This is a genomic window from Embleya sp. NPDC005971, from assembly GCF_040629175.1.
GTDB lineage: Bacteria > Actinomycetota > Actinomycetes > Streptomycetales > Streptomycetaceae > Embleya.
The window spans coordinates 189,362-212,340 of sequence record NZ_JBEXUX010000002.1; the positions used below are offsets into that span (position 1 = coordinate 189,362).

Consider the following 22,979-nt stretch of genomic DNA (forward strand, 5'->3'; position numbering starts at 1 on the left):
TTGATTCGACGCTGTGATTCGACGACTGTGATTCGACGGCTGTGCTTCAACGGACGGCGGACCGATCGTGCGCCGCCACCATCAATTGGCCGAGCGCGAGCCCGCCGTCGTTGGGCGGGACCCGGTGATGCCGCAGCACGGTGAAGCCGTCCGCGCGCAATACCCGGGTACACGCCGACACCAGGAGCGCGTTGGCGAACACCCCGCCGGTCAGCGCGACCGCCGTCGGTCCGTACACCTCCCGCGCCCGCGCGCAGACCCGGGCGACAAGATCGGTCACCGCATGGTGGAAGCGGGCCGCGAGCACCGGAACGGGTACGCCCGCCCGCAGGTCCGACAACGCGGCGGTCAACACCGGACCCGGATCCGCGACCAGCAACGCGGGAGCCGCAGCCGGCAGCAACGCGAAGGCGTAGCCCGCTCCCGGCTCCACGCCCACGGCGGCCGCTTCGAGCTCGATCGCGGCCTGCGCCTCGTAGCCCGCCCGATGACAGATCCCGATCAGCGACGAGAACGCGTCGAACAGTCGGCCCATGCTCGACGTCGGCACACAGCCGAGCCCGCGCACCAACTGGACCTCCAACACCCGCAGTTCCTCCGCAGGGCAGGCCGCGACCGGAGGCAGATCGGGCGACCACGGCAGGCCCGCGGCGTGCAGGTGCGACAACGCCATGCGATACGGCCGGGCGACCGCGCCGTCCCCGCCCGCGAGCGGGGCGTAGCGTAGGTGCGCCAGGCGCCGGTAGCCCGCGTAGTCGGCGAGCAGGAACTCGCCGCCCCACACCGCCCCGTCGTCGCCGTAGCCGGTGCCGTCGAACGCGACGCCGAGCACCGGCTGTGCACCGGTGAGGCCGTGTTCCGCCATCGCCGCCGCGACGTGCGCGTGGTGGTGCTGTACCGCCGTGACCGGCCGGCCCGCCACGTCGCGCCGCGCCCACGCGGTGGACCGGTAGCCGGGGTGGCGATCGGCGGCCAACGCCTGCGGCCGCACACCGGTCACCGCCGTCAGGTGCTCGACCGCGTGGCCGAACGCGGTCAGGGTCGCGATGTCGTCCATGTCGCCCACGTGCGCCGACAACCACGCCTGGCGTCCCTCGCCCACCGCGAACACGTTCTTCAGATCCCCGCCCGTCGCCAGGATCGCCGGGATCGGCGCCGGCAGCCCGATCGGCAACGGGGCCCAGCCGCGCGATCGGCGCACGAACATCGGCTCGCCGTCGACGACCCGCACCACCGAGTCGTCGCACGCCACGTGGATCGGCCGATCGTGGGTGAGCCACGCGTCGGCGAGCGACGCCAGTCGGGTCAGCGCCTGCGCGTCGTCGATCACGATCGGCGCGCCGGCCGGGTTGCCGCTGGTGAGGACGAGCAGTTCCGGCCCGGGCGGATCCCCCGGGAGGCCGAGCAGCAGGTGGTGCACGGGCGTGTACGGCAGCAGGAAACCCAGGTCGGGGCTGCCCGGCGCGACCGCGGGCGCGAGCCCGGAACCGCCCGCGCGCCGGCGCAACAACACGATCGGCCGGGCCGCGCCGGTCAGCAGCTCGCGCTCCCGGGGACCCACGTGCGCGTGCGGCTCGACGTCCGCGACGGAGCGCGCCAGTACCGCGAACGGCTTGTCGCCGCGGGCCTTGCGCGTGCGCAGCAGAGCCACCGCGTCGGGATTGCCCGCGTCGCACGCCAGGTGGTAGCCGCCGAGGCCCTTGACCGCGACGATCGCCCCGTCCGCGAGCATCCGCCGGGCCTGGGCGATCGGATCCGCGCCGCCGTCCACGCCGGGCCCGACCAGGCTCAGCCGAGGACCACACCCGTGGCACGCGACCGGTTGCGCGTGGAACCTGCGGTCGGCGGGATCGCCGTACTCGCGGGCACACTCCCCGCACATCGGGAACCGGGCCATCGTGGTGTGCGCGCGGTCGTACGGCAGGGCCGTGACGATGGTGAAGCGCGGGCCACAGTCGACGCACGTGACGAACGCATGCCGGTGTCGACGATTGCCCGGGTCGACCAGCTCGGCCAGGCAGTTCGCGCAGGTCCCCACATCCGGCGGGATCAGCGTCCGGCCCGACCCGCCGGCCGGCGACGCGAGGATCGTGAACCCGGCGACGCCGTCGACGGGCAACTCCTCGTCGCGCACCGACTCGACGGTGGCCAACGGCGGGGCATCCGTGCCCACCCGGCGCCGGAACTCCGCGACCGCGGCCGACGGGCCCTCGACCTCCACGACCACGCCCGCACCGGTGTTGACGACGTGACCGGCCAGGCCGAGCCGGTCGGCGAGGGTGAACACGAACGGCCGAAACCCCACCCCCTGCACGACGCCGCGCACCGCGATGCGCAGCCGCCGGGCGGCGATCAGGTCCGCGTCGGTGGTCAAGACACCTCCTCCGCGAGGTCGTGGGTGTGGGTGTGTCCGTCGTGCGTGTGGGTGTACGCAACGGCGGGTTCCTCGTCACGGCCGTGTTCGTGGCCGTGCCCGCCCGGGTCGCGGGCCTGCCGCGCCATCACCGGTACATGCGCCGGCGTGCCCGCCGACACCGCCAGCGCGCGATCCAACAGGCCGCCGACGCCCAGCCCGGAGCGGGCGGAGGTGAACAACACCTCGACCCCCGGGTTGACCTGCCGGACGTTGGCCAGGAACGTGGCCTCGTCGAACTCCACCGCCGCGGCGATGTCCAGCTTCGTCAGCACGACGAGATTCGCCAGCCCGAACGCCGTGGGGTACTTGAGCGGCTTGTCCTCGCCCTCGGTGACCGACGCGAGCGCCACCCGCAGGCTCTCGCCCAGGTCGTAGGACGCCGGGCAGACCAGATTGCCGACGTTCTCCACGAACAGCAGCCGCGCGTCGTCCGGCAGCCAGCCCGCCAGATGCCGGCGCAGCATCGCCGACTCCAGATGGCACAGGCCGTCGGTGAGGATCTGCTTCACCGGAACGCCCGCCCTGGCCAGCCGGGTCGCGTCGTTCTCGGTCGCGAGGTCGGCGGTGAGCGCCGCGACCGGTACGCCGCGGGAGCGGGCCGCCCGCAGTTCGGCCTCCAAAAGCGCGGTCTTGCCGCTGCCGGGGCTGGACAACAGGTTGACGGCGACGACACCTCGCGCGGCGAGTTCGGCGCGCAGCTCGCTCGCGCCGAGATCGTTCTTGGCGAGTACGGCCCGGCGGAGATCCTCGACACGGCACATGGGGTCAGCCCTCCTGGGCGGGTCGCGCGAAAGCAAGAGCGGGAGCTGGGGAGTCGGCCCAGGCGACGTCGACGATCTGCAACTCGCGGCCGGCAAGCAGTTCGGCCGTGGCGCCGTCGCACCGGGGGCAGCACAGGTCCGGTGGCATCCCGACCGCCCACTCCACCGCGCACGGCGCACAACGGGCCCGGGCCGGCACGGTCTCGACGATCAGCTCGGCGCCCCGCAACACCGTGTCCGAGCAGGCCAGTTCGAAGGAGAAGGACAACGCATCGGGGACCACGCCGGCGAGTTCGCCGACCCGCAGACGTACGGTCAGGGCGGCGCTCGCCCCGATATCCCGAGCGGCCTGCTCGACCTGCTCGACGACGGCCATCGCGATCGACATCTCGTGCATCGGTCCTCCTCCCGCAGGCGCCGGCCGTTGCGGCGGCTCGAACCGCGTCGAGCGGTGTGTCCGTCGCGGGTTCATTACAGGGGCCGGTGGCGACGTGTCCGGGGTACCCACGCCGTCACCGCCCCCACAGGTCAGCCATTTGCCGCAGCGCGACGCCCCCGCTCGCCGGACGGCCACCGACCGGGTGTTCACATCCTGCGCATGCGCAGGTAGCGCTTGATGTCGGGCAGGTTGGGGACGACAACGACGACGACGCCCAGGAGCGTCGCGCCGATCAGGATCTTTCGCACGCCGGTGCCTCTCTCGTGGTGGGGTGTTGCGGGTCGTGGTGGGGCGGGTCGGGTCGGTGCCGGTCCGGCCGCGTCGCAACCGGGTTCGGGGCCGCTTCGGCGGCGATTCGTGCGTCCGTATCGGTACCGCCGGCGGCCCGACCCGGCCGGGTGCCCGGCGGGGCCTCTTCGGCGAGCACCCGCAGGATCAGGGCGACCGCCTCGTCGACGGCCGCCGCCACCGGCGGGCTGAGGCCGATGCCCTCCGCCAACGAGGCGGGTTCGCACCCGACCACCAGGACACGGTTCGGTGGGCTGCCCCCGGTGCCCGCGCTGAGCGTGCCGAGCAGGGCCAGTACCGCGTCCGGTCCCATGCGATGGCCGTCGAGGAGGGCGGACCCGGGCTCCACCGAGCCGGCGACCGCCGCCTCGATCAGATAGACCGTGCCCGGCGCACCTCCGCGTGCGGTGGCATCCACCAGGACCAACGTCTGGTAGCCCTCCAGGAGTTGGTACGCCAGGTGCACGCCGCGTACGCCGAAGTCCACCACCTCGACCCCGGCAGGCAGCGGGTGACCGCCGAGCCGAGTGACCGTCTCCACGCCGAACCCGTCGTCGCCGAGAAAGATGTTGCCGACGCCGGCGACCAGTACGTGCGGGGTCGGACCGGCCTCCGGCGGTGGCTCGTGGGCGTTCACGCGTCCTCCGGGAAGCTGATCTCGTCCGGTTGGAAGTACAGGAACCGGCCCTGGAGCCGCCGCAGATCCGCGCCGGGATCGTCGTCCACGATCACCGCGAGGTGCACCGTGCCGTCGACGTCGTGCAGCACGGCCTCGACGAGAGCGTCGCGTCCGTGCAGGAAGAGATCCTGCGCGTCGGTGCGCCGAGGTCCCGGCCGCAGCCGGACCCGGCTGCCGGCGCCGACCGAGCGACCCTCGACGGTGACCCGGTCGGTCGCCGGGTCGAATCCGGCGTCGCTCGCCGGATCCCACCACGGCGTCTCCGGCGGCACGGACAGCGCGGGAGACGCGAACGGGTCGGACGAGAAGGCATCCGACGAGAGGCGGTCGGACGAAGGAGCATCGGACGCGAGGCCGGGCGACACCGGGACGCCGACCGCGAACGGGCCCGGCGGCAAGGTGCCCGCCGAGGGCGCGCCGATCTGCTCCGGCCCCCTGCCCCCGGTCACCTCGCGCAACGCCCGTACCGTGCCGTGCAGGCGTTCCCACACCTCCGGCGGCAGCGAGTCGGCGAGATCGACGGCCGCCCCGGCTCGGGCGTCGGTGCCGCGTGCCTCGCGCTTCTCCTGCTCGGTCAGCGCCGATGTGCGCAGGGCGAGGATCTCGTCGATCTCGGTGGCGTCGTACAACGCGCCCGGGCTTTCCGGCGCCACCTGGGGGTGGTCCTCCAGGATGATCGGCGAGGACAGGACCACGTCGTCGCGATCGCTCGCCAGGACCGGCCACGTGTGCAGGTTCCGGCACCCGTGCGAGGCGACCTTGGCCCACTCCGGCGGATCGGTCACGGACAGGAACGACCCGGCGGACAAGCCGAGCAGCACGTGCGCGGAGACCAGCGAACTGGGCAGCGCGGCCTCCCGGTCGGCCCGCGTCGGGGGGACCCATGTGCCGGTGTTCTCGACTTCGACGGTGAGCCTGAGCGTGGTGTACGGGCCGGGCAGTTCGGCGGTCCGGACCCGGATCACGCCGTCCACCCGCTCGCGTCGGTGCACCAGGCGGCCGATCGACCGGCCGTCGAGTTCGACCGGTTCGATCTCCTCGCGCGCGGGCCTGGTGAACGCGAACGTACCCCCTTCGCCGGCCAACCGGTCCACGGGAAGCACCAGTTCGACGCGCTCCTCGACGCCCTCGTCCCACGGCACGAACACCCGGTCCGGCAGTTCCAACTTCTCGACCCCCTCGAAGGCGCCGTCCTCGCGGACTCGTTCCACCGTGCGTCGTCGAGCGTGCAGGAAGCGCATCTGGACCGAGAGCGTCGAGCCCCGGCGCGGGTCGATCAGGCACTCGGTGCGCTGCGCGCAGTGTTCGGCGCTGTCGGCACCCCACGCCGGCGGTACCAGCACGCCGAACTGCCAGCGCATCCGGTTCTTGGCCGCCGACGCCCGGTACGGGTAGAGCACGTAGCCCTCGAAGAGCACGGCGTCGGCGATCTGCCGAGCCGCCGCGAACCGCGCGGCGACCTCGGGCGTGAACACGGCCTCGCTCATCGCGCCGCCCCCTCGGTCGGCCGCCGGCTGAGACCGCCGAACACGGGTGCCGTGGACGGGGGTTCGGCCGCGTCGAGCAGCGCCCGCACGGTCGCCTCCCAGGACGGCAACCCGTGTCGGGAGCGGTACGCGAGCAACGCGTTCATAGCGTCGCGCGGCAGTCTGAGCCAGCCGCAGCCGGGGAAATGTTGCTCGATCATGTCGTGCCACACCCCCACCGGCAGGCCGAACCGGGCCTCCTTGTGCCACGGCACCGGCTCGACCCGAAAGCCGCCGGCGCCGGTGAAGGCCGTACCGGAGAACAACAGCAGCAACGGCACCTCGCCCTCGGCCAGCGCGTGGAAGTAGCGGGACGAGGCGATGTCCATGTCATACGTGCACGGCACGACCAGGTCCACCTCGGTCTCGCCGGTGAACCCCGGCACGGTCAGCGAGACCTGCGCGAACTGGATCGGGTTGAGCGTGGTGCCCCACCGCGAGCGATCACCGAACAGCACGTCCAGCCGTTCGCCCTCCGCCGCGCCGTAGCGCCGCCGGGCCGGCTCGATCCGCATCTGGCAGCGCAACGCGAGCGCGTGCACCCGGGCGTCGTTCTCGGCGGTGATCCGCAACCGGAGAACCAGGGTGGGACCGGCCGCGTACGCATCGGCACGGGCGCCGACACACGTGAAGTTCAGCTCGGTCACGGCTGCTGCCCCTCGGCCGGGACGCCCGCCGGAACAGCGGGGGAAGCGGGGAACGCGGGGGCGACCGCCACGGGCCGGGCAGGCTCCGGGGAAACGGTGTCGGACGCCGGATGCGGTGCTTCCTGCGCGACGCCCTGCCCGGTGCCGCGGAGCACCTGTGCGCGGGCACGTACCCCGTCGAAGAAGGCCGCCAGATCGGCCCGGGCCTCGGCGCCGCCGTCGAAGCCCTGCCAGTGCAGGCGCATCCGGCCCACCAGTTCGTAGCAGATGTCGATCGGCACCAGGAAGCACTCGCTGCGCTCGTCGGCGCGCCGCACCAGCAGCGCCTCCACGTCGGGCCGCAACTCCCGGGCGAGCGTGCTCTCGCCGAGCACCGCCTGCCACATGTCCGGGTCGAGTTCGCTCTCGGTGGCGCCGGCCGGGCTCGGGTAGAACGCGACGAACCGGTCCAGGGCCGCGTTGCGGAAGAAGAACGCGGTGCCGACCGGGATCTGCAGGCTCTCCCAGGCGCCCTCGCCGAGGCTGTGGTCGGGATCCACGAGGTAGCGCTCGGGCACCGCGCGGAACCGGCCGCGCGCAGCGCCGCGTTGCTCGAACAACATCGCGCAGCCCCGGCACGCGCACGCCAGGACGCGCGCCTCGATGTCGACGAGGTGCCGGTGTCCCGGGTCGACCTCCTGCCCGCACAGTTCGCACTGCTCGGGCCGCGGTGGTGCGGCCCGGCGAAACCGGCGCAGCCCCGTCGCCGCGGTCACCGCGTCACCCCGGCCGGGCGGGAGCCGATCTGGAGCAGCGCGGGCTCGGGCGGCGCGGCGGGCACGTGCTCCAGGTCGAGCGCGGTGACCTCGGGGGCGTGGCACGCGAGTGCGGCCTCGATCGCCTCGCGCGCGGTCCCCGCGGTACTCCCGCAGCCGCAGCCGGAGCTCTCGGCCGCCACCCGCAGCCGCAGGGTCCCGGACGTCGCGTCGAAGCCGAGCACCTCGGCCGGGTGGTCCGCGACCGCGGTCAGGCCCCGGGCGATCCGGGTGTCGACGTCGTCGGGGTGCAGGTCGTGCAACACGAGCAGACCGGTGACCAGTTCGTCCGCCAGCACCGTGCGTCCGGCGGCCCCGGCGGCCCGGAGCAGGGCCGCCAGCCGGGTGAGCCCGGCGCCGTAGAAGTCCATCAGGGCGCGCACCAGGTCCTCGGCCGCGGCCCGGACGGCCGGATCGTCCCGCTCGTCCAGGCCGGCCAGGATCTCCTCGACCCGCAGGCCGGTCTCGTCGGCGTTCACCCGCCCAGTCCGCTCAGGCCGGTGGGCATGTGCATCTCGCGCAGGGTCCGGCCCTCGCCGAGATACATGTGCACGCCGCACGGCAGGCACGGGTCGAAGCTGCGCACCGCGCGCATGATGTCGATGCCCTTGAAGTTCTCCGGAGGGTTCTCCTCGAAGATCGGCGTGTTCTGCACGGCGTCCTCGTACGGCCCCGGGGTGCCGAGAGTGTCCCGCACGCTGGCGTTCCACGGCGTCGGCGGATACGGGTGGTAGTTGGCGATCTTCCCGTCCCGGATGACCATGTGGTGCGACAGCACGCCGCGGACCGCCTCGGTGAAGCCGACGCCGACGGCCTGGTCGGGCACCTCGAACTTCTCCCACGTCTTGGTGTTGCCCGAACGCACCTCGTCGAGGGCCTTCTCGGCGAAGTGCACGGCCATCGCGGCCATGTACGCCTGGAAGTAGGTGCGGGCCCGGTTGCGTTCGAGGGCGTTGCTCCACTTGGGGATCTTCCACTCGAACGTGGTCTCGGGCTTGGTCATCGACTTCGGCAGGTTGATCACCACGCTGTGCCCGGTGGACTTGACGAAGCCGGTGTCGACCAGGCCGTTGAGCGCGGTGGACCACAGCCGGGCGAGCGGGCCGCCGCCGGTGTCGAGGGCGAGATAGTCCTTGCCGTCGTACCAGCGCGGCGACATCACCCAGCTGTAGTTGCCGGCGAAGTCCCGCTTCTGCGGTTCCGGGATGGTGTGCTGGTTCCACGGGTGGCGCGGATCCACGGGGTTGCCGAGCGGGTCGTGCGTGACGAACTGCTCCTGGCCCTCCCAGTCCTTGTAGTACGAACTGCCGAGCAGGATCCGGATGCCGAGGTTGATCTCGGTGAGGTCGTTGGTGATCAGCTTGCCGTCCACCACGATGCCCGGGCTCACGTACATGCGCCGACCCCAGTCGGTCATGTTGCGATACGTGAAGTCGCAGTGGTCGGGGTCGTTGAGCGCGCCCCAGCAGCCGAGCAGGACGCGGCGGCGGCCGACTTCCTCGTAGCCGGGCAGCGCCTCGTAGAAGAAGTCGAACAGATCGTCGTGCAGCGGGACGACGCGCTTCATGAACTCGACGTAGCGCATCAGCCGGGAGAGGTAGTCGGTGAACAACTGCACCGACGCGACCGTGCCGACGCCGCCCGGATACAGCGTGGAGGGGTGCACGTGGCGCCCCTCCATGAGGCAGAACATCTCCCGCGTGTATCGGCTGACCTGCAACGCCTCGCGGTAGAACTCGCCCTCGATCGGATTGAGCGAGCGCATGATGTCGGCGATCGTGCGGAAGCCGTGCTCGGCGGCGTGCGGGGACTCGGTGCGCTCGGCCAACTCCAGGACGCCCGGGTTGGTTTCGCGGACCATCTTCTCGCAGTAGTCCACCCCGACCAGGTTCTCCTGGAAGATGTTGTGGTCGAACATGTACTCGGCCGCCTCGCCGAGGTTGATGATCCACTCGGCCAGGTGCGGGGGCTTGACGCCGTAGGCCATGTTCTGCGCGTACACCGAACAGGTCGCGTGGTTGTCGCCGCAGATCCCGCAGATCCGGCTGGTGATGAAGTGCGCGTCGCGCGGGTCCTTGCCGCGCATGAACACGCTGTAGCCGCGGAAGACCGACGACGTGCTGTAGCACTCGGCCACGCGTTTCTGCTTGAAGTCGATCTTGGTGTGGATGCCCAGGCTGCCCACGATCCGGGTGATCGGGTCCCAGGACATCTCGGTGAGGCCGCTGCCGTCACCGGCCGCCTTCGTCGTCGTCGATGTCATCGTGTGTGTGGCCCTTCTGGGGGGAAGACGTCGGCGAGCAGGACGCCGGCCGCGCGGACGGGGGTGGATCGGCGGGGCTGGTTCAGCGGGGCGCGCGGTAGCCCGTGGTGAGCTGGGGGCCGCGTCGGCGCCAGCGGGGCTCCTCGTCCACGGTCTTGGCGGTGATCGCGCGCAGCTTGCGGATCAGCACGCCGTACGCGCCGCTCGCGGTGCTGGAGACCTTGCCGCCGGGGGGTTCGTCCATGAAGGGCATGAACTTGTCCGGGAAGCCGGGCATGGTGCACGCGATACAGATGCCGCCGACGTTGGGGCAGCCGCCGATGCCGTTCATCCAGCCGCGCTTGGGCACGTTGCACTTGACCACGGGGCCCCAGCAGCCGAGTTTCACCAGGCATTTGGGGGAGTCGTAGGTCTTGGCGAACTGGCCCTGTTCGTAGTAGCCCGCCCGGTCACAGCCCTCGTGCACGGTCGCGCCGAACAGCCAGGCCGGGCGCAGCTTGTCGTCGAGCGGGATCATCGGCGCGGAGCCGGCGAGCTGGTAGAGCAGATAGGTGAGCGTCTCGGAGAAGTTGTCGGGCTGGATCGGGCACCCGGGCACGCACACGATGGGCAGGCCCGCCTTGGACTTCCAGTCCCAGCCGAGATAGTCCGGAACGCCCATCGCGCCGGTCGGATTGCCGGCCATGGCGTGGATGCCGCCGTAGGTCGCGCAGGTGCCGATGGCCACGATGCCGGTCGCCTTGGGCGCGAGGCGGTCGAGCCATTCGCTGGTGGTGATGGGTTGACCGGTCTCCGGGTCGTCGCCGAAGCCGCTCCAGTAGCCCTCGGCCTTGATCGACTCGTTGGGGATGGAGCCCTCGACGACCAGGACGAACGGGTCGAGCTCGCCGCGTTCGGCCTTGAAGAACCATTCGATGAAGGTGTCCGCGCCCTGCACGGGACCACACTCGAAGTCGATCAGCGGCCAGTGGACCGCGATCGCGGGCAGCCCGGGCAGGGTTCCGGTGACGATCTCCTCGATGCTCGGTTGCATCGCGGCGGTCAGCGCGACGGAGTCGCCGTCGCAGCTCAAGCCGGCGTTGATCCACAGAATGTGGATCAGGGGCGGATCCGGATCGGCCGGGGTCGGGGCGGTCTGGGTGGAACTCGCGGACGTGGCGCTCATGAGGACGCCTCCTCGAAGGTCATGAGTCCGACAAAACGGACTTGTGATCTTCATATCAGCAGGTGGCGGGATGTTCAGAACGTTTCGCCCGTCCGGGGGGTGTCGCGCGTCCGGAGGGTGTAATCGGGTGGGCGGGGCGCGGAGGGCTCGACGGCGGCGCGGGAGGGTGCGTGTCGTGCCGAACCGGATGGGCGAGACGGGGGTGGAGGCTGCGTCTCTCGGGGGTGGCTCGGACGATCGGGCACGGGGACGGGCGAGGGGATGGTCGCCGGTCGGGACACGGCTTGGGTGCGGCTCGGGCGTGGGTCGGGCGTCGGCGGGGGTGGGGTCGCCGTGGCGAGCCGTGGCCCACAGGGTGGGGCGGTGCCCTCGTCCGGGGTGTCCGCCGGACGAGTCCGGCCTCGCGCGTGAGATGGGCGACGCGGCGCTGCTCGACGCGGGGCGCCGTCATGCTCCCGGCGCGCGCTCGGTATTGCCGGTTCCAGCCGGGTATATAAGTCTTTCGTCCTTGGGGAACGAGGCCGCGGGGGGTGGCGATCGCCGGTACCGGCCGGATGGAGCAGGCCGGTACCGGCGATGGTCAAGGGCTGGGTGGCGGGCGTGGTCAGGCGACTGCGGTCTTCCAGATTGCGTACGCCACGCCGTCGGCGTTGCGATTGAGCACCGTGGCGTCGATGTTGCTCGTGGTGTCACACGCGGAGTGGTAGCACGAGTCGTAGGAGGCGCCGGCCGTGCCGCCCCACTTGGTCGCCTGCGCCGAGCTCTTGATGGCGCTGGCGCCCGCGGCGTAGCCGGAGGTGGGGATGCCGGCTCGCTGGAAGGAGTAGTCGTCGGAGCGGCCTTGGCCCTCGACGTTCTCCTCGGGACGCAGGTTCAGCGTGTCCCAGTACGCCTTGAGGGGCGCGGCGGTGGCCGAGTTGATGTTGTTGATGAAGTAGCCCGCGTTGCGTGAGCCGACCATGTCGAAGTTGTAGTAGCCCTTGATCGAGGAGCGCTGCGCCGAGGTGAGTTGGCTGACGTAGAACTGCGAGCCCTGGAGGCCCTGTTCCTCGCCGGCCCACCAGCCGAAGCGCACGTGCTTGGTGAGGGTCGGGTTGGCCTGGGCGAGCGCGAGGGCGTTCTCCAGGAGGGTGGCGGAGCCGGAGCCGTTGTCGTTGATGCCGGGTCCGGCGGAGACGCTGTCGAGGTGGGCGCCGAACATGACGACCTGGTTGGCGGGGCCGCCGGGCCAGTCGGCGATCAGGTTGTTGGAGCGGTATCGGCAGGAGGTGCAGACCTGCTCGGACACGGTGAAGCCGGCGGCCTGGAGCTTGCTCTTCACGTAGGCCACGGACGCGGTGTAACCGGCGCTGCCCGCACGGCGGTTGCCGCCGTTCTGCGACGCGATGCGGTTGAGCTGGGTCAGGTGCGCCTGGACGTTCGCCACGTTGATGTCGGGCGGCGCCAGGCTCCGGTTGCCGGGCCCGGTGACGGCCTGCGCCTGGGAGCCGGGCGGCGCGGGTGGTTCGGCCGCGGACGACTGGGTCGCCGAGCCGAGGGTTAGGCCGACGAGTAAGGCGAGGACGGTCCCGGCGGTGGTCAATGTTCGATTCATCGAGGCTCCTTTGGTGGAAGGCAGACCTCGACCACGCCACCGACCTGCTGTCGTGGGCACCTCGTGAGGGCCGCAGACGACCGAGCAGGACGGGGTCGTGCTCGAGCAAGCGAAACACTCACACAGGCGTCCGTGCCGGGCGAAGGGACCCGGCCGAACCGGCAAATTCCGGGAAACGGGCCCGCCTCGGGTGCTCCGGGGCTGCGACCGGGTGCCGTGTACCGACCCGCGCGCGCCGCCGCACGCACATCGTGGCCTCGGATCACGCCGCTGCCGAACACCACCGGGGGAGAGGACGGCGAGGACACCGGAGCCTGTACGGCGCGACCACCGCGGCGCCGATCGCGACCGCGTGCAGCCCGTTCGTCATTCCGTCGGGGAAGGCGTCCCGTACCGGCGCGGGCAGCGAACGCGGCCGCTCCGGGGGCAGGTTGGCAGGCCGCCCTTGGTCGACGAGGCGCCTCGGGTGAACTGGGTGTACTGGGGCGGGAAGTTGGTCGCCGTGGATATGGCGGTGCCGCTGAGGAAGGCGAGCACCCGGGCGACGACGAAGTTCCGGTCGCGGAACATGCGTGGCGGCACGAGCGGTTCGTCCACCCGCCGCTGGACGTACCCCAAGGCGACCTGCGCGACGAGCGAAACGATCGCGAGGCCGACGATCTGGAACGAGCCCCACGGGTACTCCGTGCCCGCTCAACTCGTCAGCAGGGTCTGCGCCACGATGCCGACGGTCAGCAACCCGGGCCCACGTAGTCGACCTTCGCCCGGGCCGTCGGCGTCGCGGTGTGGATGAACAGGCCGGTGACGAGCAGGGCCACGATGCCGACGGGCACGTTGACGTAGAACACCCGGCGCCAGTCGAAACGATCGGTGAGGAAACCGCCGATCAGGCGAGTTCCTCGGCGACCTGTCGGAAGTCCTCCGGCATCGGGTCCATCAGGGGTGAGTGGAAGGCGTGTGGGACCCGCGGTCGCCGGACCCGCACCCCACGGTCGGCCATCACCCGACCGATGTCGTCGACGGCCGTTTCGGTGCCGGAGACCACCGCCGCCGTCGGCGCGTTGACGGCGGTCGCTCGACGACGTGGTGGAGCGCGCCAACGCATCCCACTTCGGCCTGTGCGGCTCGGCCTGGAGCGCCGACGCCGACCGCGCCGCCGAGGTGGCGAGCGAGCTGGAATGCGGGACGGCCCGGGTCAACACCCACTTCGCGGTCCACCCGGATCAACCCTTCGGCGGCCACAAGTGGAGCGGCGTCGGCTCCGAGAACGGCCGCTGGGGAGTGGAGGCGTTCACCGAGCCACAGGTACGCCATCGCGCCAAGGGTTGGCCGCCAAAGGCCGCCCGCTCGACGCCCGCCCTTTGCCCTCTCGTCGTTGCTCACGTCGATCGGAGGGCGGCGGCGTCGTGGGTGTCGACGATTTCGACTCGACCGCCGGGTCCTTCCGGCCGTGCGACGGTGTCGGACGGACCCGGCGGGAGGTCGGTGTCGGTCATGGGCGTGCCGGTCGTGCGTGGGTCAGTCGACGCCCAGCTTCTCCGCGGCGAGTGCGGTGCCCGCGATCCGGGCGCCGATCTTGGCGAACGCGGTTTCGCGTGAGGTGGATTGGTCGTCGGCGAACGGCGCGAATCCGGCGTCGTCGCAGGTGCCGAGCCGTTCCACCGGGATGTGCCGGGCCGCCCGCAGTACTCGGTCGCGCACCTCCTCGGGGGTTTCCACTCGCGGGTCGATCGGGTCGGTCACCCCGACGAACACCCGGGCGTCGGACGGCAGATGCCCGGAGACCAGACCCAGGATGCGATCGGGATCGCCCTCGCTCGCCAATTGCAGGTAGAAGTTGCCGGCTTCGAGCTCGAACAGGTGGGGCAGCAGGTCGGCGTAGTCGACGTCCAGGCTGTGGGTGGAGTCCTGGTCGGCGCCGGGGCCGCTGTAGACGCCGATCCGGGCCCGTTCGGCGGCGGTGAACCGGGCCAGCACCATGTTGTTCAGCCCGATGAAGTCCCGCAGTACCTGGCCGCTCGGGTCGAGCTTGAGGGACAGACGTGCTTCCTCGAAGTCCAGTTGGACCACGTGCGCGCCCGCGTCCAGGCAGCCGCGGATGTCCGCTTCCGCATCGTTCACCAGGTCGCCGAGGAACTGCTCGCGCGGGTAGCCGTCGATCCCGCCCGCCGGGTAGAACAGGCTCAGTGCCGACGGGGCGACGACGGCCTGCTTGACCGGCTTGGACGTGTGCGCCTGCGCGGCGCGCAGATACCCGTCGGCGTGCTGCGTGTAGCGGAACGGGCCGGCGGTCAGGCAGGGCAACTGTCGCTGGTGACCGTCGGCGAAGGGGATGACGACCCCTTCGCCGGACAGGTCGGGCCTTCCGGCGATCGGATAGGTCAGGAAGTTGGGCTTGGCCTGCTCCCCGTCGGTGACGACCGGTGATCCGATCGCTTCCAGGCGCTCGATCGTGTCGCGGACGGCCCGCTCCCGGGCCGCGGCGAGCGCCGCGTCGTCGATCCGGCCGGCCTGGAAGTCAGCCGTCGCGGCGAGCAGTTCGGGCGGGCGGGGAAGGGAACCAATGGGTTCGGTGGCAATGGTCACGGCGGCAGCGTAGAAGGAGATTCGACCCGATCTCACGGCAACACGGCCTTAATGGGACGATTTCCAACTTTCAGGGCATCGGCCGCAGGCTTGCTTGGGATGTCGCCGATGCTCGAACAGACAGCCGCGACGCCGTGGTGACGATCCCGGTTCTCGGCAATGGGTCGGGGTGTCGCTCGGCGTCGTGCCCGCCGATGGTGCCCGGTGTGCCTGCTTCGTCCGAGGAACCTAACCGGGGGGACGGGCGGGGTCGTGTGTTTGCGTGGTGGTTCGTGAGTCCAGGTGGGCCAAGAGCAGTGATTGCAGGTCCGGGGTCAGGGCGATGACGTCCTCGCTCGTCGGAACCAACGCCAACCCGCCGTTCTTGGGGATGCCGCGGTGAAACGCCGCGTCGACCCTGCTTGCCTCGAACAGACGCCCGTCCGGGGACAGCACGAGACTGTGTTCCTTGTTGCCGGTCTCCGGCGCGATCGTCGCCAGTTCCCAGGCCTGGCCGACCGCCTCGAAGACCCGCACCAACTGTGTCTTGCGGCCGAACAGGCCGGCTTTCTCCTCGCGGGTGTCGACGTGCAGGAACAGTGATGCGAGCTTCCGTGTGGGCAGCCGCCCGGCCACGTCGGCCACGAAGGTGGCGAGCTCGGGAGTCATCCGAACTCCCCGGCGCGAGTCGATGCCCCGGAGCCTGAGGTGCTCCCGCTCTTCCGCGAACTTGATCTGTTCGACCTCGTGCTCTCGCCTTCGAGCATCGTCGACCGGCTCCATCCGCCACCCCCGTGTTCCTGGTGCCGGGCACGATAGTCCGCGATGGGCCGTCGTGACTCGGGAATGGCGAAGAACCGCCGGGGGAGAGGACGGAACGAGCGGCCGGCATCGGAGGCCACCTTGGTGTTGGGCGACCTCGGATAACTGGCCTGAGCGAGTGTTGTCTCATTGCCGGTCGTGGTGATCCCCTGGTCCGCGAACAGCCGAGTGGCGGCGGCCAGGACGCGTTCCCGTGCGCCTCGCCCCGGCCGTTGCGCCGGCTGCGCGGGTACGTCCGCTTCCGTCTCCGGTGCCGCATTCATGGGGCGAGTATACGGCGGCGTTTACTTCCGGTGTGGCGGGTGGGTAGAGTTGCATCCATCCAAGTAAACGTTTGCGTTTACCTTTGTGTGGGTGAGGAGTACTTCATGGGTCGGTCCGGTCATACCGAGCTGAGTGGTTACGCGGAGCGGCTGATCCGCGGCCGACGAGCCGTGCGTGCGTTCCGGCCCGACGCCGTGGCCCCGGAGACGATGCGTGCGATCTTTTCGCTGGCCGGCGCTGCGCCGTCCAACTCCAATACGCAGCCGTGGCGGGTGGAGGTGATCAGCGGTGCGCTGCGCGACCGTCTGGCGGACGCTCTGCAGGCGGCCCACGCCGCACGCCGTACCTCCGCCGACTTCCCGTATCGCGACGACATGTACGCGCCGGTGCAGCAGGAACGGCGTGCCGCCTTCGGTGCCGAGCTCTACGGCGCGCTGGGTATCGGCCGTGACGACACCGCGGCCCGGGTGGCCTACGACGCCGAGAGCCTGCGGTTCTACGGCGCACCGCACGTCGCGTTCCTCTTCGTCTCCTCGGGCCGTGCCGACGCGCGGCCGGCCGCGGATGTCGGCGCCTACATGCAGACGCTGCTGCTGGCGATGGCCGCGTACGGCGTGGACAGCTGTCCGCAGGGGCTGCTGAGCTTCTATGCCGATACCGTGCGCGGCGAACTCGGTGTCAGCGAGGGGAAACTGCTGGTCGGGGTCTCGTTCGGCTACGCCGACGGTGCCGCACCGGTGAACCGGGTCAGCGCCGGACGCGTGGAGCTGGCGGCGACTACGACGTTCCACGACCAGACCGCGTCCGATGGATGGGATGTGGGAGTTCGTGGGGGCTGACCGACGGCCGGTGGAAGCCGATCGACCCGTTGTCGCCGGGCTCGCACGCGGGATGCCCTCCGGTCCGGAGGCCTGCCAAGCCCGGAGGTACGTCGCACGCGGTCGCGATGGCAGACCGCCGCCGAGTTGGGTCGAGACTTCGAAGCAGCGACGGATCGCCGACACCGCAGGCGTCCGGCCGTCGCACGGTTTGTCCAGGGCTGCCAAGGCCGCCCTTTGGATGGCGGCGCCGAAGTGCCCCGGCCGTACACACCGCCCCGGCGGGAGGAAATCCACCGAACCGGACCGCCGTCTTGGCCGTCCGACGTCGGGCCGGCCTCCCGGGGGCCGGCCGCCGGGCCGCCATAATCGGCCACCGCGCCGCGGCGAATGCCTCGCGTTTATACAGGGGTGATTCAACGCATGGCCGGGTACGTATGTGCATGCTTAATTGGCGCTTCCGAGTGATTGATAAGAATCACCCTCGAAGAATGCCGATTATGCGCCTGCTTGCTGTTGTACTCGGCGATGCCCTTGCGGTATATGCCGTGCCATCGGAGACAAGGAGCGCACGTGAACGCCAGGTTCAAATCCACCCTATTGCGACGCTCGACGGTGATCTCGGCTGCGGTTGCCGTGGTCCTGACTCCCCTCACGTCCTTATCCCAGGCCACCGCAGCGCCTTCCGGCACTCCGCGCCCAGCACAAGCCGATGCCGCCGCCGTCGGTGAAATCACCACGTTTGCGGACAAGTGCCTGATGGTGGCGAACCGGGATCCCAGCGACGGCGCCCGAATCGTGCAGTATCGGTGCGAGGGCGACCCTACTCAGCACTTCACCCTCGTCCCGATCGGGGGTGGGATATTCGAGATCAAGACCTTTGCGGACAAGTGTCTGACGGTGGCGAACCGGGACCCCGGCAACGGTGCCGCGATAGTCCAGTCGCGCTGCCAAGGCGACCGCATTCAGCGCTTCACCCTCGTCCCGGTCGACGCCGGGAAGTATGAGATCAAGACCTTTGCGGACAAGTGTCTGACGGTGGCGAACCGGGACCCCAGTAACGGCGCCGTGATAGTTCAGTCGCGCTGCCAGGGTGACCCCATTCAGCGCTTCACTATCGGCTAGGTGTATCGACCGCGAGCGTTGTCGACGATCGGGTCCTGATCGTGGCGAAGACCTCCGGTGTGGTGCAGGTGTCCAGGCTCCACACCACGCACGGAGGTCTTCGCGCCCGTACCGCCAACCGCCAACCGCGAAGTCCTACTTCGTGGAACGAGCACCGGGGGACGTTCGATGGCGCACCCGCGGCGAGGTCGCCCCGGAGAGGTTAGGGAACCCTAAGTCGTCGCCGGTATAGTGCGGTCCGTGCAGCAGGTCACGAGGTCGGGCGGCGGCCCGACGCGCGAGGTGGAGCCGCCGTATGCCCTCACCACGTCACGTTTGGGGCGGGAGGCGCGTCCGGGCGGGCATACGTGGGAGTCGCATCGCCACCTCGACCACGAGTTGTTGTGGGGCGTCGTGGGGTCGGTCACCGCGGTGGTCGAGGGGGTGTCGTGGGTGGTGCCGCCGACCGTGGGGTTGTGGTTGCCCGCCGGCGCGGCGCACGAGGTGACGACCGGGCCCGGCACCGACTTCTACGCGACGTACTTCAGGACCGAGGTCTTCGCCCCCGCGTGGGCGTGCGACCTGCCCGGTCTGGTGCCGATGTACGGGGCGCTGCGCGAGGTGTTGTTGCACATGCGGCGCTACGACATGCCGTTCGCCGCGCGCTCGCGAGCGGAGCGGGTGGTTTTCGACATGCTCCAGCCGTTGGAGGTGGCCGCGGTGGATGTGCCGATGCCGCGTGATCCGCGTGCGTCGGCCGTGGCCCGGGCGTTGGTGGCCCGGCCGGCGGATCCGCGTGGGCTGGACGAGTTCGCGCGCTGGTCGGGGTGCAGTGGGCGTACGTTGACCCGGGTGTTCACCGCGGACACCGGGATGGGCTTCGTGCAGTGGCGGATCCAGGCGCGGGTGCGCGCGGCGTTGACGTATCTGGCCGCCGGTTTGCCGGTTTCGGTGGTGGCCCGTCGGGTCGGATACGACAGTCCCAGTGCGTTCGTGGCGGTTTTTCGCCGGGTCACCGGTCGCACACCCGGTCACTGTTTCGGGCTCGTCTGCGACGAGGACGTCGAGCACGGGCCGGTCGGCGTACGATCCGCCGCGGGCGCCTGAAGCGTCTCCGACACCCGACCCGCAGCGGGCGCTCGGCCCTGTGCGGGCGCCGACCAGGCCTGCCACAGCCCCGCGTAGCGCCCGCCCGCCGCCACCAGGTCGTCGTGCCGTCCCTGTTCGACGATCCGTCCGTGAGCCAGGACGATCACCCGGTCCGCGGTCGCGGCCTGCCGGAGGCGATGGGCGACCACGATCGCGGTGCGCCCGTCGAGCACCGCCGACGCGGCGGCCTCCAGGGTGCGGGCGCCGGCACTGCCCGCGTCCGCGGTCGCCTCGTCCAGGACCACGATCGGCGGATCCAGGAGCAGGACGCGGGCGAGCGCGAGTTGCTGCGCCTGAGTGGCGGTCGGGGTGTGTCCGCCGGCGCCGATGCGGGTGTCGGGGCCTTCGGGCAGCGCGCCGACCCACCCGTCGGCGCCGACCGCTGCGAGGACGCGTGCGATCGTCGCGTCGTCCGCGTCCGGTCGGGCCAGCCGCAGGTCGTCGGCGAGGGCGCCGGCGAAGACGTGGACCTCCTGGGTGACGATCGCGATCTGCCGGCGGCCGGCGGTGCGGCCCAGATCGGTGAGCGCCACCGTGCCGAGCCGGATCGTGCCGGCGGTGGGTGTGCGGACGCCGGCGATGAGCGTGGCGGCGGTCGACTTGCCCGCGCCGGTCGTGCCCACCAAGGCGACCCGTTCGCCCGGTGCGATCCACAGGTCGAGCCCGGTGAGCACGTCGGGACCGTCGGGGTAGGCGAACGAGACGTGCTGCACGTGTACGGACGCGTCGTGCGGCGTCGGCGGGTGGGTGGGTTCTTCGGCGCGCGGGAGAAGGGTGACTCCGACCAGTCGGGCCAGGCCCGCAGCGGCTTCCTGGAGTTGGTCGAAGACGGCGAGCAGGGAGCCGACGGGGTCGAAGAGGCGGTGGAAGAACAGTGCGGCGGCGGTCGCCTCGCCGATCGAGACCGTGCCCGAGCGGACCAACTGGAATCCGACGGCGAGTACCGAGGCGAGCCCGACGAGTTCGGCGGCGTTGAGTCGGCCGAAGAAGCGGGTGCGCAGCCGGGTCGCGGTCAGGCTCAGGTCGATCGAGACGCGGGAGCGGTCGGCGACGGCGTCCAGGTGGGCCGGGCCCAGTCGCAGCGCGGTGACGGTGTCCACGGCGCCGAGGGCGTCCAGGAGGCGCTGGGCGCGTTGTCCCTCGGCGATCCGCTCGGCTCGGTACACCGGTGCGGATCGGCGCAGGTACCAGCGCAGCGCGCCGATCTGGATCGGCGCGGCCACCAGGGCGGCTAGGGCGAAGCGCCAGTCGAGGGTGCCCATGCCGATCAGGGTCAGCACGATGGTCGACAGCGCCGTGGTGAACACCGGGACGGTTTCGGCGGCGGCGTCCGCGACCACGCGTACGTCGCCGCCGACGCGGGCGACCAGGTCGCCGCGGCCGGTGCGCTCGATGTCGTCGATGGGTAGGTCGAGCGCCCGGCCCAGGACGTCCTCGCGCAGGTCGGCCACCATGCTCTCGCCGACCCCGACGACCAGGTAGTGGCTGATCGCGCCCGACACGGCCTGGGCGAGGGCGATGGCCGCGAGCAGGCCGGCCAGAACCGTGACGTGCGATCCGGCGTCGGGCCCGTGCCGGTCGACGGCGTCGACCATGCGGCCCAGGACGAGCGGGCCGGCCAGGCCGATCGCGGTGGAGGCGGTGAGCAGGGTGACCGCGGCCAGGGCCCGGCGGCCGTGCGGGCGCAGCAGTTGTCGGGCGGCGGATCGGGTCTGTGCGGTGTCGGCGACGGGGAGCAGGGGTGGTTCGGGTGTCGGGTCGGCGTGCCGGGTCATGCGAGTACCAGCTTGCGGTAGGCGGGCGAGACGGCGGCCAGTCGGGCGTGGGTACCGGTGGTGCCGCGGGTGGCGTCGGCCGCGAGCACGATCACCCGGTCGCATACGGCGAGCAGGGTCGGGCTGGTGGTGACCAGGATCGTGGTGCGGCCGACCCGGTCGGCACGCAGGCCGGCGGCGATCCGGGCCTCGGTGACGGTGTCGACCGAGGTGGTGGGGTCGTGCAGGACCAGGACCGGGGCGCGGGTGGCCAACGCGCGGGCGAGGGCAAGGCGTTGGCGTTGGCCGCCGGACAGGGACAGGCCCTGTTCGGTGAGGGTGGTGTCGAGGCCGGCGGGCAGGGCCGCGATGTCCTGGTCCACGCAGGCCGCGGCGAGCGCGGTTCGGACCGCCTGTGGCCGGGCCCGCCCCGATGCCCCGACATTGTCGGCGATGGTGCCCGCGAACAGGGCGGCGTCGTGGGGTGGGGCGACCACTGTTCGGCGTAGGTCGTCGGGGTCGAGTTCGGGCACGGGTATGCCGTCCAGGTGCAGGGTGCCGGCGTCGGGGTCGCGGCGCCGGGCGAGGACGTCGACCAGCGCTTTGGCGTGTACGGCGTCGTCGGTGACGATGCCGACGAACTCGCCGGGCTCGACGGCGAAGCCGACGTCGATCAGGCCGCCGACGCTCAGCCGGTCCGCGCGGACGTGGCCGGCCGGCCGGCCCGTGTCGGTGCCCGCGGGGGTGCGGGTGCCCGGGCCCACCGCCGGGTCCGTCGTGAGCAGGGCCACGACCCGGCGTGCCGAGGCGCGGGCGCGGCCCAGGCCGGAGGCGAAGTAGGCGACGTCCACCAGGGGACCCTGGAGGAACTGGGCAAGACCCACGACGGTCACCAACTCGCCCACGGTGATCCGGCCGCGCGCCGCCAGGTGCGCGCCCACCAGGGCGATCAGCGCCAGAAGACCGCCGGTGAGCAGGGTGTTGGCGGCGGTGTACCAGGCCTGGGCGCGTTCGGTGCGCAGCGTCGCGGCGAGTGCGGCGCGACTGTCGCGGCGGTAGCGGCGGGCGGCCTCGGAGCGGGCGCCGATGCCGTCCAGGACGCGCAGTCCGGTGAGCAGGTCGGTGGCGATGGCACCGGCGCGGGCGGCGAGTTCGTGGTCGTGTTCGCTGCGCCGTTCCAGCGGGCGGCTCAGGTATTGCATCGCGATCAGTACCGGTGGCGTGCCGAGCAGGACGAGCAGGCCCAGCGGGACGGAGATCACCAGGAGCGCGACCGCGGCCGTGACGATGGCCGCGGCCGCCGCGAGTTTGCTGCTGAGGGTGTGGGTGAACCGGGCCACCGTCTGCGCGTCGGAGGTGGCGAGCGCCACGAGTTCGCCGGGCATCCGTCGCGGTGTCGTGCCGTGCGGGTCCAGTGCCCGGCGGGCGACGGCCATTCGCACGTCGTGGGCGCCGTACTCGGTGACGCGGGCGGCGGCGCGGGCGGCGAAGCGCCACGAGCACAGCAGGCCGACGAACACCACGGCCAGCACGCTCAGCCCGTTCCCGAGCGCGGCCGCGTCGCCGGTGGCCACCGCTTGGTCGATCACCACACCGACGACGACCGGGACGGCCGCCTCGGCCACCTGATGCCCGGTCAGGCCCACGGAGGCGCCGACCAGGTATCGGCCCCGTCGATCGCCGGTGAGCGCGTACCGCAACACGGCGCGTGAGGTCACGGGCGTACCGAGAGGGCCGGGCGGGGGTGAGTGGGCAGGGGGTTTCGGCGGGACGGTGGGTGCGGGCATGGGAGCCGACGGTAGTGATGGGGCCGTGCCGGTTGCGCGTGAATCGGACGGACCTTGGCTCGAATCGGCCGGCGCGGCGTTCGGTGTCCGATTCGCGACAAGGTTTGGCGTGTGCCCGACATCGGGTGTTGCGGGATGAGATCA

General features: G+C 71.4%; 18 protein-coding genes and 2 pseudogenes. 4 read left to right on the forward strand and 16 right to left on the reverse strand.

Annotation, left to right across the window (positions count from 1 at the left end; genetic code table 11):
- Positions 1 to 46: 46 nt before the first annotated feature.
- The 12 genes and pseudogenes from hypF to ABZ374_RS03825 all read right to left on the reverse strand — a co-directional run bounded on the left by hypF (position 47) and on the right by ABZ374_RS03825 (position 13,677).
- Entirely contained in the window at positions 47 to 2,374 is a 2,328-nt protein-coding gene (gene hypF, locus ABZ374_RS03770) for a carbamoyltransferase HypF (protein ID WP_360305760.1), read from the reverse strand.
- The gene (hypB, locus tag ABZ374_RS03775) at positions 2,371 to 3,177 is read right to left on the reverse strand and encodes a hydrogenase nickel incorporation protein HypB (protein WP_360305762.1); all 807 of its coding nucleotides are present in this window, start codon (positions 3,175 to 3,177) and stop codon (positions 2,371 to 2,373) included. The genes hypF and hypB overlap by 4 nt, the downstream gene beginning before the upstream one ends.
- A 4-nt stretch (positions 3,178 to 3,181) precedes the next feature.
- A complete protein-coding gene (locus ABZ374_RS03780) occupies positions 3,182 to 3,574 on the reverse strand; it encodes a hydrogenase maturation nickel metallochaperone HypA (RefSeq protein WP_360305764.1) in 393 nt (130 codons plus the stop codon).
- 274 nt (positions 3,575 to 3,848) lie between these two features.
- Positions 3,849 to 4,541, reverse strand: a complete 693-nt coding sequence (locus ABZ374_RS03785) for a hydrogenase maturation protease (protein WP_360305766.1) — start codon at positions 4,539 to 4,541, stop codon at positions 3,849 to 3,851.
- Complete coding sequence (locus ABZ374_RS03790) at positions 4,538 to 6,070, reverse strand: hypothetical protein (protein ID WP_360305768.1); 1,533 nt, start codon at positions 6,068 to 6,070, stop codon at positions 4,538 to 4,540. Before ABZ374_RS03790 ends, ABZ374_RS03785 begins: the two co-directional genes overlap by 4 nt.
- The gene (locus tag ABZ374_RS03795) at positions 6,067 to 6,756 is read right to left on the reverse strand and encodes a DUF6084 family protein (protein ID WP_360305770.1); all 690 of its coding nucleotides are present in this window, start codon (positions 6,754 to 6,756) and stop codon (positions 6,067 to 6,069) included. The genes ABZ374_RS03790 and ABZ374_RS03795 overlap by 4 nt, the downstream gene beginning before the upstream one ends.
- A 155-nt stretch (positions 6,757 to 6,911) precedes the next feature.
- A pseudogene (locus ABZ374_RS03800) lies at positions 6,912 to 7,511 on the reverse strand (DUF5947 family protein); the annotation flags it as partial.
- Positions 7,508 to 8,029 carry a hypothetical protein gene (locus tag ABZ374_RS03805; protein WP_360305772.1) on the reverse strand — a complete coding sequence of 174 codons (522 nt, stop codon included), beginning with the start codon at positions 8,027 to 8,029 and terminating at the stop codon, positions 7,508 to 7,510. The pseudogene ABZ374_RS03800 and the gene ABZ374_RS03805, both read right to left, overlap by 4 nt.
- Positions 8,026 to 9,813, reverse strand: a complete 1,788-nt coding sequence (locus ABZ374_RS03810; RefSeq protein WP_360305774.1) for a nickel-dependent hydrogenase large subunit — start codon at positions 9,811 to 9,813, stop codon at positions 8,026 to 8,028. The genes ABZ374_RS03805 and ABZ374_RS03810 overlap by 4 nt, the downstream gene beginning before the upstream one ends.
- A gap of 82 nt (positions 9,814 to 9,895) precedes the next feature.
- Positions 9,896 to 10,978 carry a hydrogenase expression protein HypE gene (locus ABZ374_RS03815; RefSeq protein ID WP_360305776.1) on the reverse strand — a complete coding sequence of 361 codons (1,083 nt, stop codon included), beginning with the start codon at positions 10,976 to 10,978 and terminating at the stop codon, positions 9,896 to 9,898.
- A 604-nt stretch (positions 10,979 to 11,582) separates the two neighbouring features.
- A pseudogene (locus tag ABZ374_RS03820) lies at positions 11,583 to 12,416 on the reverse strand (M28 family metallopeptidase); the annotation flags it as partial.
- A 1,042-nt stretch (positions 12,417 to 13,458) separates the two neighbouring features.
- Positions 13,459 to 13,677: a hypothetical protein gene (locus ABZ374_RS03825; protein ID WP_360305949.1), complete on the reverse strand. Its 219-nt coding sequence runs from the start codon at positions 13,675 to 13,677 to the stop codon at positions 13,459 to 13,461.
- Here ABZ374_RS03825 and ABZ374_RS03830 point away from each other — a divergent pair.
- Positions 13,659 to 14,171, forward strand: a complete 513-nt coding sequence (locus ABZ374_RS03830; protein WP_360305945.1) for an aldehyde dehydrogenase family protein — start codon at positions 13,659 to 13,661, stop codon at positions 14,169 to 14,171. The genes ABZ374_RS03825 and ABZ374_RS03830 overlap by 19 nt on opposite strands.
- Here the strand turns inward: ABZ374_RS03830 and ABZ374_RS03835 are convergent.
- A complete protein-coding gene (locus ABZ374_RS03835) occupies positions 14,091 to 15,158 on the reverse strand; it encodes a 5-methyltetrahydropteroyltriglutamate--homocysteine methyltransferase (protein ID WP_360305778.1) in 1,068 nt (355 codons plus the stop codon). The genes ABZ374_RS03830 and ABZ374_RS03835 overlap by 81 nt on opposite strands.
- Positions 15,159 to 15,386: 228 nt before the next feature.
- Positions 15,387 to 15,806: a hypothetical protein gene (locus ABZ374_RS03840; RefSeq protein WP_360305780.1), complete on the reverse strand. Its 420-nt coding sequence runs from the start codon at positions 15,804 to 15,806 to the stop codon at positions 15,387 to 15,389.
- A 521-nt stretch (positions 15,807 to 16,327) separates the two neighbouring features.
- Here ABZ374_RS03840 and ABZ374_RS03845 point away from each other — a divergent pair.
- The 3 genes from ABZ374_RS03845 (at position 16,328) to ABZ374_RS03855 (ending at position 19,252) form a co-directional block, all read left to right on the forward strand.
- Positions 16,328 to 17,062, forward strand: coding sequence for a nitroreductase (locus ABZ374_RS03845; protein ID WP_360305782.1), 735 nt, complete (start codon positions 16,328 to 16,330; stop codon positions 17,060 to 17,062).
- Between the two features lie 552 nt (positions 17,063 to 17,614).
- Entirely contained in the window at positions 17,615 to 18,166 is a 552-nt protein-coding gene (locus ABZ374_RS03850; protein WP_360305784.1) for an RICIN domain-containing protein, read from the forward strand.
- A 240-nt stretch (positions 18,167 to 18,406) separates the two neighbouring features.
- Positions 18,407 to 19,252 carry an AraC family transcriptional regulator gene (locus tag ABZ374_RS03855; RefSeq protein ID WP_360305786.1) on the forward strand — a complete coding sequence of 282 codons (846 nt, stop codon included), beginning with the start codon at positions 18,407 to 18,409 and terminating at the stop codon, positions 19,250 to 19,252.
- On the opposite strand, the gene ABZ374_RS03860 is transcribed toward ABZ374_RS03855, so the two are convergent.
- Positions 19,177 to 21,069 (reverse strand): ABC transporter ATP-binding protein, encoded by a 1,893-nt coding sequence (locus tag ABZ374_RS03860; RefSeq protein ID WP_360305788.1) that lies wholly within the window; start codon positions 21,067 to 21,069, stop codon positions 19,177 to 19,179. The two genes, ABZ374_RS03855 and ABZ374_RS03860, sit on opposite strands and share 76 nt — an antisense overlap.
- Positions 21,066 to 22,766, reverse strand: coding sequence for an ABC transporter ATP-binding protein (locus ABZ374_RS03865; protein ID WP_360305790.1), 1,701 nt, complete (start codon positions 22,764 to 22,766; stop codon positions 21,066 to 21,068). Before ABZ374_RS03865 ends, ABZ374_RS03860 begins: the two co-directional genes overlap by 4 nt.
- Between the last annotated feature and the right edge of the window lie 213 nt (positions 22,767 to 22,979).

Excerpts from the sequence above, each read along its gene's own strand:
- hypB (WP_360305762.1), bottom strand. The coding sequence starts at position 3,177 with ATGTGCCGTGTCGAGGATCTCCGCCGGGCCGTACTCGCCAAGAACGAT.
- ABZ374_RS03780 (WP_360305764.1), bottom strand. The coding sequence starts at position 3,574 with ATGCACGAGATGTCGATCGCGATGGCCGTCGTCGAGCAGGTCGAGCAG.
- ABZ374_RS03790 (WP_360305768.1), bottom strand. The coding sequence starts at position 6,070 with ATGAGCGAGGCCGTGTTCACGCCCGAGGTCGCCGCGCGGTTCGCGGCG.
- ABZ374_RS03810 (WP_360305774.1), bottom strand. The coding sequence starts at position 9,813 with ATGACATCGACGACGACGAAGGCGGCCGGTGACGGCAGCGGCCTCACC.
- ABZ374_RS03815 (WP_360305776.1), bottom strand. The coding sequence starts at position 10,978 with ATGAGCGCCACGTCCGCGAGTTCCACCCAGACCGCCCCGACCCCGGCC.
- ABZ374_RS03825 (WP_360305949.1), bottom strand. The coding sequence starts at position 13,677 with ATGCGTTGGCGCGCTCCACCACGTCGTCGAGCGACCGCCGTCAACGCG.
- ABZ374_RS03840 (WP_360305780.1), bottom strand. The coding sequence starts at position 15,806 with ATGACTCCCGAGCTCGCCACCTTCGTGGCCGACGTGGCCGGGCGGCTG.
- ABZ374_RS03845 (WP_360305782.1), top strand. The coding sequence starts at position 16,328 with ATGGGTCGGTCCGGTCATACCGAGCTGAGTGGTTACGCGGAGCGGCTG.
- ABZ374_RS03860 (WP_360305788.1), bottom strand. The coding sequence starts at position 21,069 with ATGACCCGGCACGCCGACCCGACACCCGAACCACCCCTGCTCCCCGTC.